At 33.3% G+C, this 15,534-nt stretch carries 11 protein-coding genes; 8 read left to right on the top strand and 3 right to left on the bottom strand.

Features of this window, described 5'->3' with window-relative positions:
- The first annotated feature begins 236 nt into the window (after positions 1–236).
- Positions 237–1,610 carry a TldD/PmbA family protein gene (locus QMD61_06040; protein MDI6724188.1) on the top strand — a complete coding sequence of 458 codons (1,374 nt, stop codon included), beginning with the start codon at positions 237–239 and terminating at the stop codon, positions 1,608–1,610.
- 36 nt (positions 1,611–1,646) lie between these two features.
- Positions 1,647–2,207, top strand: a complete 561-nt coding sequence (locus QMD61_06045; protein MDI6724189.1) for a TIGR00296 family protein — start codon at positions 1,647–1,649, stop codon at positions 2,205–2,207.
- A 65-nt stretch (positions 2,208–2,272) separates the two neighbouring features.
- Here QMD61_06045 and QMD61_06050 read toward each other — a convergent pair whose 3' ends face one another.
- A complete protein-coding gene (locus tag QMD61_06050) occupies positions 2,273–2,695 on the bottom strand; it encodes a hemerythrin domain-containing protein (protein ID MDI6724190.1) in 423 nt (140 codons plus the stop codon).
- 327 nt (positions 2,696–3,022) lie between these two features.
- Here QMD61_06050 and QMD61_06055 point away from each other — a divergent pair, with 327 nt between their 5' ends.
- The 3 genes from QMD61_06055 to QMD61_06065 all read left to right on the top strand — a co-directional run bounded on the left by QMD61_06055 (position 3,023) and on the right by QMD61_06065 (position 5,516).
- Complete coding sequence (locus QMD61_06055; protein MDI6724191.1) at positions 3,023–4,003, top strand: NOG1 family protein; 981 nt, start codon at positions 3,023–3,025, stop codon at positions 4,001–4,003.
- 359 nt (positions 4,004–4,362) lie between these two features.
- A complete protein-coding gene (locus QMD61_06060; protein ID MDI6724192.1) occupies positions 4,363–4,938 on the top strand; it encodes an Hsp20/alpha crystallin family protein in 576 nt (191 codons plus the stop codon).
- 140 nt (positions 4,939–5,078) lie between these two features.
- On the top strand, positions 5,079–5,516 hold the full coding sequence (locus QMD61_06065) for an Hsp20/alpha crystallin family protein (protein ID MDI6724193.1): 438 nt from the start codon (positions 5,079–5,081) through the stop codon (positions 5,514–5,516).
- A gap of 83 nt (positions 5,517–5,599) precedes the next feature.
- On the opposite strand, the gene QMD61_06070 is transcribed toward QMD61_06065, so the two are convergent.
- Positions 5,600–6,610 carry an SIS domain-containing protein gene (locus tag QMD61_06070; GenBank protein ID MDI6724194.1) on the bottom strand — a complete coding sequence of 337 codons (1,011 nt, stop codon included), beginning with the start codon at positions 6,608–6,610 and terminating at the stop codon, positions 5,600–5,602.
- A 60-nt stretch (positions 6,611–6,670) separates the two neighbouring features.
- Complete coding sequence (locus QMD61_06075; protein ID MDI6724195.1) at positions 6,671–7,687, bottom strand: thiamine-phosphate synthase family protein; 1,017 nt, start codon at positions 7,685–7,687, stop codon at positions 6,671–6,673.
- A 524-nt stretch (positions 7,688–8,211) separates the two neighbouring features.
- Between QMD61_06075 and QMD61_06080 the strand changes: the two genes are divergently transcribed.
- The 3 genes from QMD61_06080 (at position 8,212) to QMD61_06090 (ending at position 15,522) form a co-directional block, all read left to right on the top strand.
- Positions 8,212–9,591: an Ig-like domain-containing protein gene (locus tag QMD61_06080; GenBank protein ID MDI6724196.1), complete on the top strand. Its 1,380-nt coding sequence runs from the start codon at positions 8,212–8,214 to the stop codon at positions 9,589–9,591.
- A 378-nt stretch (positions 9,592–9,969) separates the two neighbouring features.
- Positions 9,970–12,219, top strand: coding sequence for a transglutaminase domain-containing protein (locus QMD61_06085; protein ID MDI6724197.1), 2,250 nt, complete (start codon positions 9,970–9,972; stop codon positions 12,217–12,219).
- A 663-nt stretch (positions 12,220–12,882) separates the two neighbouring features.
- Positions 12,883–15,522, top strand: a complete 2,640-nt coding sequence (locus tag QMD61_06090) for a pseudomurein-binding repeat-containing protein (protein ID MDI6724198.1) — start codon at positions 12,883–12,885, stop codon at positions 15,520–15,522.
- Positions 15,523–15,534: the final 12 nt, after the last annotated feature.

Below are 15,534 nucleotides of genomic sequence, written 5' to 3' on the forward strand. Positions count from 1 at the left end.
AGTAACAGAAATTTTTTAAGTCAAATTTTATCAAATGTCACATCTACTTGGATTATTAAGATATGATTTAACGTTTTATATAATTTAATTTTTTTCAGTATATACTTTTACTTTAGTCATTCTATAACGATATATTACAAGAAGATCATAAATAATAAGTAAATTTATAGTTAAATTTCATTTTTAATAGATTAAACATTAAAATAAGGGTTATGAATAAATTAAAGGTAGATAATATGGCAGATCAGATGGATATTGATTTATTTAAGAGTATGCTTAATAAGATAGAAAATAAAGTTGATTATGCTGATATTAGAGTCAGCGATAGCCAGAATACATCTATTACAATGAAGGATGGTAAAATCCAGGAAATCAGGTCAGGATCTGACTTTGGAAGTGCCATTCGAATTCTGAAAGATGGGGCGTGGGGCTCTGCATTCACAACGGACCTTACAAGAATGGATGAGATGATAGATACTGCCCTGAAACTTTCCAGCGCATTAAAAAGCGATGTTGAACTGGCTGAGGTTCAACCTCAAGTTGATAATGTTAAATTAAAAGCAAAAATAAGGCCTGCAGATGTACCTATCGAAGAAAAAAAGGGAATCATGACTGAAGCCAATCATGCAGCCACAATTCCAAAGATTGTTAGTACTACAGTAAGCTATGTTGATGCAGAAGGAAGAAATATTTTTTTAAGTACAGAAGGAGCTTCAATAACAACAGAAGAATCAAGGGTGGGCATGTTTTTAAATGCAGTAGCGTCTTCAGAAAATATAATCCAGTTTGGACATACCAGCACTGGAGGAGCTCGTGGATTCGAAGTGCTGAAAAATGAAGATATTGAAAAATTTGGAAGAAAAGCAGCAGAAAAAGCGGTAAGGCTTTTGGATGCAGGTTCACCACCTTCAGGGAGATTTCCGGTGGTAATGGACTGTGAACTTTCTGGTGTGTTTATTCATGAAGCTTTAGGCCATGCTTCAGAGGCGGATTTAATTTTACAGAATGATTCAATACTTAAAGATAAAATGGGAACTCAAATAGGATCATCTCTTGTTACGATAATAGATGATGCCAGTATGGATGCTTTTGGTTATTATCCTTACGATGCAGAAGGAGTAAAAACAGCTGAAAATGTCCTGGTTAAAAATGGTGAACTGGTATCTCTTTTAAGTTCAAGGGAGACTGCTTCAAAGCTTGGTATATCTTCATCTGGAAATGCAAGATCTAAAGTTGGAGACCAGCCAATTGTCAGAATGAGTAATACTTATCTTAAACCGGGTGATTTGGAGTTTGAGGAATTAATTGAAGATATAAGTGATGGCATATATCTTAAGGGATCCAGAGGCGGTCAGGTGGATACAGGAAAAGGTATTTTCCAATTTAATGCCGCTGAATCATTCAAAATAGAAAATGGAGAACTAAAGGATCCATTAAGAGATGTATCTTTATCCGGAAATATTCTGGAAATCCTGAACCATGTGGACGGTCTGGGTAAAGACTTCAAAATGGGTGTGGGCTTTTGTGGAAAGGCAGGTCAGGCAGCTCCAGTTGGAGATGGAGGACCTCATGTAAGAGTTAGCGAAGCTACCGTGGGTGGATCAAGCTAAATTGTTAAATTTAAATTTTTTTAAGGGGGTAAAGTGATGATATCAGAAGAAGAAGGAAAATTTTTGGTAAAACTTGCAAGAGAATCTATAGAAACATATATTAAGGATAGAAAAATCATCAATGTTCCTGAAGATACTCCAAATACTCTAAAAGAGGATATGGGGGCATTTGTAACCCTTAATAAGGATGGATTACTCAGGGGATGTATTGGATATCCTGAACCGGTTAAACCACTTGTAAATTCTGTAATTGAAGTTGCAATATCTGCTGCAGTAAATGATCCTCGTTTTTCTCCTGTAAACTCCAGCGAACTTAATGATCTTGAAATTGAGGTAAGTGTATTAACAAAACCTCAACTTATTGAAGTGGAGAGACCTGAAGAATATATGGATAAAATTGAAATAGGAAAAGACGGCCTTATTATAGAAAGAGGACCTTATAGGGGTCTCTTACTTCCTCAGGTTGCTGTAGAAATGGGATGGAATGTAGAAGAGTTTCTATACAATACTTGTGTTAAAGCTAACCTTCCAGCAGATTGCTGGCTGTATCAGGACGTTAAAATCTATAAGTTTAATACTGAAATTTTCAATGAATAATTTAAACGCTAAGGCAAACTTTGATGAATTTCATTACCTTTTAATGAACTCACTATTAATTGATATTAGATAGTTTCTGATTTTTTTTCTTCTATTAATTTCAGTATATCGTCTTCTGCTTCCTCGCTTAGAGTTTCAGATGCTTTGGGAAAAAGTTCGTTTTCCTCACGTTCTACATGTTTTAAAATTATATTATTAAGTTCCTTTAGATTTTCCATCCAATCTTTATCCCCCTGACGAGCATTATCTAGATATTGAAGTTTTCCCCATGCAAGATCGTGTTCATATTTATTTTTTTTAACCATTTCCTCATCTACAAATTCCATTGGAGGATAAAGGAAATTTTCTTCCCCTATCATATGTGCCTCTAATTGTTTTTTTATCTCCGGAAATTTTGAAGTGTTTCCTGTCTCGATTGTTTCCTTGAATAATTCCTTTACGTTTTCATGATCCTCTTTTAAAGCTTTATAAACATCTCCTTTGGTCAAATTGAAAACCTCCATTTTTTTAATACATATGTTAACAAATATTAATAAATTTGTTCAAATTAATATTAATTAATCCGTTTATAATTAAAAATTAGAGTCCTTTAAAAATGATAAACGACAATATAAACATTGAAAAATATTGAAAATTACATTGATAAATCATAAATGTTATTTTAATGATATATTTATTTAAAAAAATAGCGAAAATTCTTTAAATTAATATAACAAATTTTAAATGACATTTTTAAACTTAAATATCAAAATTGCTGGTTTTATAAAGGCAAATATCAATTTTATAATTTTTAAATTAAATCAAAAAGTGATTATATGTTTATTCCAACTGTACCAACTCCTGACGAAATATTAGATAAAAGTTTTAGCAGGGCTAAGAAAGCCGCCAACAAAGTAAGAACATCAAAAATTCCACGTCATCAAAAAGCCAAAAGAATTGAAGAGGCAAGAATAAAAACAGCATGTCAAGTTACTAAAGATACTTTGAACAACTTACTGGACAAAACTCCCCAGGTAGAAAGCATGCACATGTTCTACCAGGACTATATCGACGTTATGGTAGGTGTTGATCAACTTAAAAAATCTCTTGGAGCTTTAAATTGGGCTGTAGGAGTTATTAACAAGTTTGAAAACGAGTATGTTTTTAAAGTAAGAAGATCAAGACCAGAAAACGCGGCAAATGTCAGAAAAGCAGCATTTGGTAGAATCTCGTCTGTAGTGCGTCAAATTGAAGATGAACTCGATTTTTTAAATTATGTAAAGGGAAAGCTTCGAAACATGCCTACAATTGATTTTGAAGCTACCACAGTGGTTATAGCAGGTTTTCCAAATGTGGGAAAATCTACACTTCTTCGCCAGATTACTCCAGCCGAGCCTAAAGTTGCAGATTATCCTTTCACCACTCACGGAATTCAGATAGGACACTTTGAAAGAAAATGGAAAAAGTATCAAATTATTGATACTCCAGGACTTCTTGATAGGCCAGTAAGAGATATGAATAACATTGAACTCAGGGCAATGGTGGCTCTGGAACACTTAGCTGATGTTATTTTATACATTTTCGATGCCTCTGAAACTTCTGGTTATCCACTTGATGCTCAGATGAGGCTTTATGAGGAAATAGAACATATTTTTGAAACACCCATAATAAGTGTTTTTAACAAGATGGATTTGGTAGAAAATAATAAGTATTTAGAGAAATATATTAGTAAATTAGATGAATCTTTAATGATTTCAGCCTCAAAAGGGTCTGGTGTAGAATTAATAACTAAGAGACTGGAGGTTGAGAAAACCTGAAAGGTTTTCGAACCTTTGGAAATCCCTCAAAAATCTATGATTTTTGGGGCGCAAAAAACTTGTTTTTTGCAGCTTCGATTTCCAATGCCCGAACACTTTGTGTTCGGCGGCACAAAATTTTAAAAAAAATTTGAGGTTCTAAAAAAATCCTAAATGATTTTAGAAAATACTTAGTATTTTTCTAACTGGAGAAAACTCTCGAAATTCGTAGAATTTCAGAGCACAAACACTTTGTGTTTGTAAGCTCTGTTTTCTCCGCCACAAAATTGTAAATTTTGTAGGCTCCCAAAAAATTCATTATAAATTTTTTGAGGATTTTTCTGAACCCCAGATATGGAATATTTGGAGGGAATTTAATTATGGAAAAAAAGGTAATTAAAACTAAGAAAGAATTAGAAATGGAAAAGGGTGAAGGAAAAGAAGTTAAAATGGAAAAAGAGGTTGAAGAAGTCCCAGTTGAAACAGAAGAAACTACTACTGAAGAAGCAGCACCAGTCGAGAAAAGATTAGAAAAAGGTAAGATGACCGCCCAAAAGATCTTTGAAGATATGATAAGTACATTCCGTGAAAAGCAGGGTGATTTTGAAAAGGCAATGTCTGAATACACAGCTTCATCTGCAAAATTAGCAATGGATGTGGTAGAGACTGAAAATGACATTGTGGTAAAGGCAGATCTTCCAGGTGTAAAGAAAGAAGATATTGTAATTGACCTTACAGAGGATTCACTGGAAATAATGGCCATATTTGAAGATGAATCAGAGTTTAAGGGTGATAATTTCATTAAAAAAGAAAGAAGATATGGAGAATCTAAAAGATCAATTAGTTTGCCACAAATGGTCAAAATCGAAGAAGCAAGTGCTAAATTTGATAACGGTGTTTTAACAGTTACCATTCCAAAAGAAGAAAAGAAAAGACATACATTATCAGTAGAATAAAAATATTTCTATATTTTTCCTTAAATTCATTAAATATTAAATTAATTTTTTAATTACAGAAATTTATTTTTATTATTATTTTTTAATTTTAGCTAAGAATTTCTTAATTTACAGTTTATATTTGGATCGGGAGGAAAAAGATGGATAAAAAGCCCAGAAAATTTGATCATGAAAAAATAATTTATTTTACAGTTGATTTCGCTTTGGATATTATTAAAAACGTAGCCAGGGGCTTATCCAGAGAACTGGAGAAAAAAATTGATAATTATTCGGGTACTCCTGAAAATGAGTTAATAGAAACCTCAAAAGATTTAATAGCCCGTATAAAACTTCCAGGAGTCCCTAAAGAAGATATAGACATAGATTTAACTGAAAAAAAGCTTAAAATTAAAGTAGGCCATGTTGAAACAGATACAGTAATAAAGTACAGAGGACTTAATAATAAATTAAAGAAAGAAATAGTGCTTCCAAAGAGGATTGTAGTGGAAGAATCATCAGCTGACCTTGAAGATGGTGTATTAACTGTTAAAATGCCTAAAAAAGTTAGAAGAGTTAAATATGAGGTCCCTGTTGACTAGTTTATTGTATTTATGGTTGATTCAGGATTTTTAGTTTTAATAATTTGAATATAAATAATAAATTTTAGTTTAGAGGGTTATTTTCAGTACCTTACTTTCCCAATATGTCTTGTAGCACCAGGATCTTCACCGTTGAAATGTGCAAGATAATAAATAAACCATTCAAGCGGAATTACGAGTGCAAAAGGAGACATCAATGGGTTCATGTCTGAATAATCTTTCATATTATAAATAAGAGATTTGGTCTGGAGCTTTTCACAGAATTCAATAGATCTTATGGTCATTTCATCTCCAGGATAATCAGCATTTAAAAATACAACTGGAACATCTTTTTCAGCTCTTTCAATTAATCCATGCCTGAATTCTCCAGAATATAGGGGACATGCATGCTTAAGAGCTCCTTCCATGAACATGGTCATTGCAAGTTTGTAGGCCAGTCCATAATTTGGCCCGCTTCCCATACAATAAAATATCTCATCATCCTTGAATTTTTCAGCCAGTTCCATGTTTTCCTCTTCAGTTTTTTTAATTAAACCTTCACTGATTGATGGAAGTGCTTCAATGTTTTTTAAAATTTCTTTTTTTGTGTCATCTCCAGGCCCTTTCATGCTGAATAAAATTTCATAAAGGCTCATAAGCTGTGTTACATACGTTTTAGTTCCGAGAATAGCTTTCTCTGTACCTCCTCTTGTAACTACAGTGTCGTCAGCCTCTTTAATCATAGTACATTGTCCTTCATTGGTTATAGATACTGTATAGATATCTTTTTCCTGTGCTGCTCTTAAAGCTGCTACAGTATCTGCAGTTTCACCAGATTGAGATGCTAAAAGAGCTCCTGAATTCTTATTTTCAGTTTTTTTGTTATAAAAAAACTCATAGCCAGTATAAACTTCTATATTTTTGTCTGAGATGAAATCAATGGCACTTTTTGCAGAATAACATGTTGAAAGGGAACTACCGCATCCCAAAAGATATATCTTTTCAAATTCCTCGAACTTCTCAGCAATTTCCCGCATATGGGATTTTTCTTCCTTTAGAGTATTCTTTAAAGCTTTCGGCTGCTCTAAAATTTCATCATACATTTTATATCTCATTATTTTCCCTCAAAAGCTTTGAATTTGATGTATTATTTCAACTCAATACTTGTATTTTTATTATTTATTTAAAATTTCAATTTTTTCCATGTATTTTGAGTAAGTATCATCCAAACTTTCTCTGATAACTCTGGTATTTGCTGTAGCGCCTATAAACGTGGTTTCAAATTTGAATCGGGGTACTAAATGGATATGAATATGTTTGATGTGTTGTCCTGCTACTTCACCGAGGTTAACTCCAATATTTACTCCATCTGGTTTTATAACATCCCTTATAAGTAAGATTGCTTTTTGTACATTTTCAAATAAATTTTTAAGATCATTTGGATCTAATTGAGTTAAATCAGTGTAATGTTTTGTTGGAACAACTAAAAGATGGCCCTGGGTGTATGGTGCTATATTAAGAATTACCATACTTTTTCCATCATTGTAAAGCACATTCTTTGAAACTTCTGGGTCACCTTCAGCCATTGCGCAAAATATACATGATATTTCCGGATTTTTTTGATGAGATTTTTCTACAGGTGAGGTAAATAAAACTTTATGTCCATCATTTGTATTAAAAAGTTTTGAAATGCAAACAGCCATTTTTGCTACATCAACTGCATCTGTGCCTATTAATGAAATGGATGGCTCTTTACCCCATGCCCCTTGATGATATATTACATCAGGAACATCTCCAATCCTTTTAATTGCAGCTTCAACCCCCCATGGGATTGTACCACCTTCAACTTCCCTTATATGCTGGGGTTCGTCATTCCTATCATAAAATGAGACTTTAAGGCCTAATTTTTCGCATATATTGATTATTTTTTTATCAAATTTGATGTTCACAGCGCTTCGCTTTGAAGGGTCATGTTTCATGATAGATAAGACTAATCTGGCCATGTGAGATGATACCCCAAATTCTGGTTCCATAAAAGCTCTTGGTTTACCATGCACTGTTGTTATACGTCCTGGAATACCTGCAACATCGTTAATATCCTTTGCATTTTCTTTTGCCATTACTATATTGCTTCTAACTTCTGGAATAAATGCAGCGAAGTCTTCGTTATTCTGCAGAATTTCAACTGCCATTTTAAGATTCTCTATTTCCATGTATAATAAATATAAATTTAATAAAATATAAGAGTTAGGATTTAGGGAAGTAAGGGCTGTTTAAGGCTTAATAGCTTTTTTAACTGACATAAAATATTTATTACATGGATATTTTTAGCTAAAAAATTAATTTAGGATATTTAATTAAACGAGTTAGTACAAGCATAAAATCCGATGAATGATATTATATAGAGCATAAATCCTGATAATTAAACTCAAAATTGAAATATGATTTGTAAATAAATATTAATACTGTATTAACCATTTAAAATGATTGATAAGACGATAAATTTTAAATATCTCTCTATAAATTAATCTATAATGACTCTAAATAGAATAAAGGACATTAATAGTGTTTTATTATGAATTTAGAATCAAAAATTATATATACTCTACTTAAATTATTATATTATGTCTAAATTCCATTAATCATATTTTTTTTGGAATAAATTGGGGGCGATAAGATTAAACGACAAATTTTAGCCACATGCTTTTTTATATTCGTGGTTTTTACAATAATTGGAAGCGTATCTGCTGAGGATGGATCAACTTGTTCAACAGACACTTCATTGGATAGCATCGCGCCAACTATTGAAGGTATAAATCCAGCGAATAATTCTGTCAATGTCCCTGTTGATACGGTAATTAATGTTACTTTCAGTGAACCTATACAGGAAGGAAATACAACTATTGAGCTTAGAAACAGTACAGGAGCACTAATTCCTATAACTACATCAATCAGTGATAACATATTAACAATAACTCCTGTCAGCAGTTTAGCCAGAGGTGTTGAATATACTGTACTTTTTAATGAAAATAGTGTAAAGGACTTATCAGGTAACGGAGTAGAATTTTATACAAGCACTTTTACTGTTGTTCCTTTAATGAAAGCGTACTGGATGTGGGGATCTGCTGTTGCGGGGGCTGATGTTACAGATCTTTCTAATAAAGGAATCACCGATTTATTTGTTTTAACAAGGGGAACCACAGGTAAATCTTATCTCAATGAATTACAGCTAGCAATAAGTAAATTTCAACCAGCAGGAATAAAGGTCCACGCATGGATAGTTTGTTTTAAAGATTCTAATGGTAATTTTGTAGATCCATCAGGTTACTACAGTTACACCAAAAAAGTCTATGTTAAAACAATTAAGTACTGGGGCAAAAAGAAAGTAGCATATAAAGTCTGGAAGAAAGTAAAATGGAAAAAAATCGGTAAAAGATGGAAATACAAGTGGATAAAAGTTATTAGATACAGATGGAGAAAAGGATGGATATATCAGCCAGTTTACAGTTACGTCACAGAAAAAGGATACAGTCAGAACTTCAACAATTATCTAGTTGATTATATTAAAGCAATAACTATTAACTACAAGGTTGATGGAATTCATCTTGATTACGTTAGATATTCAGGAGTGGCAAGTAAAAATCATGCTGCATATCAGGAACCCGGAGGAGAGGTTGCAGCAATAAATGCGGTTACTGGATTTGTTAGCAGAGTCAATGCTGCCATTAAATCTATTGAACCTGGAATACTCCTTTCAGCAGCAGTAATGCCTGAATGCTCCACAAACGCAAAGTACTATGGACAGGACTACACAAAACTTGCCGACTATCTTGACTTCTTTGTACCTATGGCTTATGAAGGAAATTACAATGCAAATAATGCATGGATTACAAGTGTTACAAGTTACATAGTTGCTCAAGCAAAAGGAAAGCCAGTATACTCAGGTTTAACAACATACTGGTCAGACAGTGACACCAGGGTTTTATCAAATGAGGAATTGGATGCAGATGCACAAGCAGCAGAATCAGGCGGTGCAGATGGATTTGTACTTTTCAGATATGGAATAGGGGCTTATGTGCCTGATTGGCCGGCCTGAAACTGAAAAGATCATAGGAAAGATAGAAAATTGGAAGCAATAGAACAAAAAATACTCAAATTCTATATGAATTTGAGAAAAATTTCTTTTTTTATTAAATTTTATATATTTTATAATAAATATTAAATGAAGACTAATTAATACATATTTCAATTAAAGAGTTTATAATAACTGAATAAAAATCTTAAATAATTATAATAAATAGAATAACTACTTTTTAAATGTTTTTTTCAGCGCCTTAAATAAAAAAAGAATACTTAATTACTCTTTTCTAGAAATTTAAATCAAAAGATTTATATGTCTCCCACAACGATCATATTATGTCAATAACTCCAAATCGGTGTGACTGACATCTGGAAAAACTGGGAGGCAATATTAATGAAGCGACTTTTGTTGCTTGTGATGCTCCTCTTATTGAGCGGGGCATTGCTTAATGTAACAGATATATATGCCGCCACAGAAAATTCACAGAATCCAGAAACAAACATAAACTCAAATATTGTACAGGAAAACCTATTAGAAACTCAAAATGATGAGAATATTCAAAATACTACAGGAGTTGTGGAAAACAATACAACAGAACCTGTAAGTAACTTAACAGAGGAAAATCTACAGATATCTGAGAATACTTCAAATTCAAGCCAAGAAACACAAAATACACATAACAGCACTAATTTAACTAACGTTCAAGATTCTAACGACGCCGCAGGAGATGAAATATATAAAAATGTTCACGGGATATGGCTAAAAGCCGAAGATGTGAACAAATTAGATATAGATGAGATCAAAAAAGCAGGGATTACTGATATATTCATTAAAGCTAACATACTCACGACACCAACATACCAAAACGTGCTAAAAGCACTTTTAGATAAACTCAAAAGCACAAATACCAATGCAAGAGTACATGCATGGATCACATGCTTCAAGGATTCGAATGGAAACTGGATAGATCCACAGGGAAAATTCAGTTATACAGTAAAAGTTCCATATACAGTAGCTACTAAGGTAGCTTACAAAAAATCCTGGTATAAAACCTGGTATAAATATTGGTATAAATATAAAGGCAAATGGAAGTACAAATGGAAGTACAAGTGGAATTACAAATGGCTATATAAAACTCAATACACCACCACATACAAATATGAAACAAAAACCGGCCAAAGCACTGCATATGTGGATGGATTAATAAAATCAATCACTGATATAGTAAAAAATTATGGCATTGATGGAATCCATCTTGATTACATTCGTTATTCCGGATCCGGCGATAATGCCGCCTATCTACATCCGGGAGGAACAGAAGCAATAACCTCATTTGTTCAGAGGGTAAATGTTGCTGTGAAAGCAATTAAGCCTAAAGTGGCAATTTCAGCGGCTTTAATGCCTGAATGTTCCACAAACGCGAAATACTACGGACAGGACTACACAAAACTTGCACAATACCTTGATTTCCTTGTTCCAATGATTTACAAGGGAAATTATAAAAAGGATTCTGCCTGGATTGGTACAACAACAAAATGGATTGTTGAACATTCTGGGGGAAAACCGGTGGTTGCAGGACTTCAAACCTACCGTTCAGACAATGATCTAACCCAGATACCTGCAAATGAATTAAATGAAGACATAGCAGCAGCAATCAATAATAAAGCATCTGGATATGCATTATTCAGATATGGGTTGATTGAGGAGGATTTCTTCAATCAAGGTGATAGTACAATTAAATTCACCATAAGTCAAATTCAAAGCGCAGCAGCAAGTATCAAATCATACATTGAAACAAACCACAGACTACCAAATTATGTTACAATCGGTACAAAGCAGGTTTTAATGCCTGAAATGTTAAGGTTGATGACTTTAAGTGTACTTCAGTTGAACAGCAGTATTAAAACCTCATTAACACTTAAAAATGTCGATTCACCTTCAGATCCAACTGAAAGCACTGTAATAGGGGAAATAACCTTATCAGAATATCTAAATATTGCTCAAAGAATTAAGTCTTATATAGACTCAAATGGTGCTGCACCAAATCATGCATCAAGTTCTTTAGGAAATATTGGATATGAATCAGCCATTTATATGTATTCCAAGATATTGGGCTTTTACAATAGTAATAACCGGTTACCAAACTATGTTACAATGAACATTTGGAAGGAAACTTCCATACCATCAGATCTTGAAAAATATTTGAATCCTACCAAAAACTGTCAATCAGACAATGCTAAAATCATAGCACTGGCAGCTTCACTTACACAAGGGACAAGTTCAACCTATGATAAAGGTTTAAAAATCTTTAACTGGGTAAGGGATAATTTGAGCTATTCCTTTTACTACAATACCAAATACGGGGCGGTGAACACATACCTGAACAGAGAAGGAAATTGTGTTGACCACTCGCATTTGTTGATTGCACTGGCAAGAGCAGCGGGAATTCCAGCAAGATATATGCATGGAACTTGTAACTTTACAAGTGGAAATGTCTATGGACATGTCTGGGCACAGTTATGGATAGATGGAAAATGGTATGATGCCGATGCGATAAGCTCTAAAAATACGTTGGGTGTCATTAATAACTGGAACAAGAATACAGTAGTCATGAAGGGTAATTACATAGAATTACCTTTCTAATACTTTTTTTTAAATCAGGAACTAACATTATTTTTGAGTATTAGGTCCAGATTATGAAATAAAATTAATAATCATTTAATACTAAATTTAAATATTAAATCATTTTATTAAGTATTATATTAATTTTATGAGTTATATTTATTTTCTGGTTTTTTAACGGTTAATTATGGTTTTAACCTTGTTATTCATAAATTAATGCACTTTAAAATTAATTTAAGCGGTAATGAGTTAAATAACAGAGATATGTTCTGGGAAGTCATTAAATATAACTCAATATAAATAATTAAATGTTTAAAATATCTATATATTGGCCTATTTTTGAATTTAAACCTATAAACACTTGATTATTGATTAAAAATTGAAATATAAATTGATAAAAACTTATAAATAGCTAAATTTATTAGAATTTGGTTTTGGATGATATAATGTATAACGAATGTTAATGGATAACAAAGACCAATAAATGCAAATAATAAAACGCTATTAAAATGTTTTAAATGTTAAAAAAAGCTATATATTCCCTTTATTTTTGATTTTAGACCAAAAGATTTATATGTTTAATAACACTATCCTCACTTGTAAATAAAATACCTTTAATTTAGGGTTTATTTACAATTTGGATAAACAGGAGGCGGTATAATCAAGCGACACTCGTTGCTTGTAATGCTACTTATTTGCGGCATGTGTATATCTACAGTTGGTAGTACATTTGCTGCTGCTGAAAGTCAGCAAACAGCGGAAAATATCGTAAATTCCAGCTTAAATAATGAAAATACAGCAAATATCCAATACCCAGTGGATAATGTAGTCTCAAAGGAAACTCAAAATACGATACAAGAAAAGAATGCAATTCAAACAACAAACAATAACCAAAATACTCCAATAAACACTGAAACCAGTGAAGATGAGCAGTTAGAAACTTCGAGCATAACACAACAAAATATCCAGAATAATACATCTTTAAACAGCCAAAATACAGTAACTGAAGAGGCAAACAAACAAAACGCAGATTTATCTGCATTAAATAGCAACCAAAATTCAGTAGATACAGTTTCAGATTCAGCGCAAAAAAAAGAATCCATACAAGATTCAGTGAATTCAGGAAATTTACAGGCTGCAGCAGGGGAAACATACGTTAACATTCGTGGCATCTGGCTAAAAGCAGAAGATGCAAGCACTATTACCTTGAGTGAACTTAAGAATGCAAATATAACCGATATATTTGTTAAAACAAACAGAATTTCAACTCCAACATATGAAAGCGTATTGAAGGACATCCTGGGAAAATTCCAGAATTCAGGAATTAGAATCCATGCATGGATCACGTGTTTTAAGGATGCAAATGGTAACTGGATTGATCCAGCCAATACCACTCAAAGAAGCACTCTATTGAACTTCATAACTGACATCACTAAAAATTATTCAATAGATGGTATTCATCTTGATTATGTGAGATACTCAGGAGTTGGCGAAAATGCAGCTAAAATGCATCCTGGTGCAACAAACACAATAACTTCATTTGTAAAGGACGTATACAATACAGTAAAATCCATCAAACCGAAAGTAGCTGTTTCAATGGCAGTAATGCCAGAAGGAGCTAACAACGCAAACATTTATGGTCAAGACTACAAAGCACTTGCACCTTACCTTGATTTCATTGTTCCAATGATTTACAAGGGAAACTATGGACAGGACACCTCATGGATTGGTTCAGCTACAAAATACATTGTTGATCAAGTAGGTGGGAAACCGGTGGTTGCAGGACTTCAAACATACGTTTCAGACTATGATACATCATTGTTAACTGCAGATGATTTAAATCAGGACATTAAATCGGCAACAGAAAACGGCGCATCTGGATATGCACTGTTCAGATATGGAATGGTCAGTCAGGATTTCTTAAAGCCACCAAGCTTTACCTTAAGCCAGATTAAGGACGCTGCCAGTAAAGTTAAAGCGTTTATTGAAACCAACAAAATGCTTCCAAACTTTGTAACCGTAGGTACAACCCAGGTTAAAATATCAGACTTCCTTAAACTAATGACAACAAGTGTTTTACAATTGAACAGTGGAAAAACAACAACAATAACACTCCAGAATGTTTTTGCCCCTACAGGTTCTACAGGATCATTTGTAAGTGGAAACATCAATAAAGCAGGATATCTGGACATTGCAAACAGAATAAATACATTTATCAGTACCAATGGTGCAGTACCGAATTATTCTACAACTAAACTTGGAAAGATTCCATATGAATCTCTGGTTTACATGTACGCTAAAATCCTGAACTTCTCTAAGACAAACAATTATCTACCAAATTACGTTTCAATGAATCCAGCGATGAAAATAGCCTCACCAAAAGTGAGTACAATTTCAACAACAACTTTCAGTTTAGATCAGATTAAAAAAGCAGCGACAAGCGTTAAAACGTACATTGAGACCAATAAAGCACTTCCAAATTATGTAACAGTTGGTAATGAACAGGTTAAAATGACTGACTTCTTAAGATTGTTACTGATTGGAACAATTGAAATTAATGATGGATCAAAAGCGCCAGTATCACTTAAAACAGTAAAAGCTCCAGTAACCCCAAGTGAAAGTATTAATAATGGAACAATAGACGAAACAGGATATATTGACCTTGCAAAAAGAGTAAAAGCGTTCATTGATGCAAATGATTCAATACCCAACCATGCTACAACCATTCTTGGTGAAATGAAATATGAATCTTTAGTTTACATGTTTTCGAAGATACTCAGCTTCTACAATACCAACAGCAGACTTCCAGGTTATGTTTCAGTGGATCCATGGAGCAAGGTTTCAACATCTAGCATGCAGGTGCCAGATGAGTTACAGAAATATTTAGCAGCCACAGCAAATTGTCAGGTGACCAATGCACAGATTAAATCACTTGCAGCATCAATAACAAGTGGTAAAACTTCTGCATACGATAAAGCAGTGGCAATATTCAACTGGGTAAGAGACAAAATAGGTTATTCCTTTTATTATAACACCAAATATGGTGCAGTAGGAACTTTAAATGCAAGAACAGGAAACTGTGTGGATACAGCACATCTTGTTATTGCTCTTTCAAGAGCTGTAGGTCTACCTGCCATGTATGTCCATGGTAGTTGTCGGTTTACAAGCGGCAACGTATATGGACACGTTTGGGCCAGAATATGGGTAGATGGCAAATGGTATGCTGCAGACGCAACCAGTTCCAGAAACACCTTTGGAGTTGTAAACAACTGGAATACAGCTACATACACTTTAAAGGGTACATATGCTTCATTACCTTTCTAGGTGGGAGTATAT

The organism is Methanobacterium sp. (assembly GCA_030017655.1).
Classification (GTDB): Archaea; Methanobacteriota; Methanobacteria; order Methanobacteriales; family Methanobacteriaceae; genus Methanobacterium_D.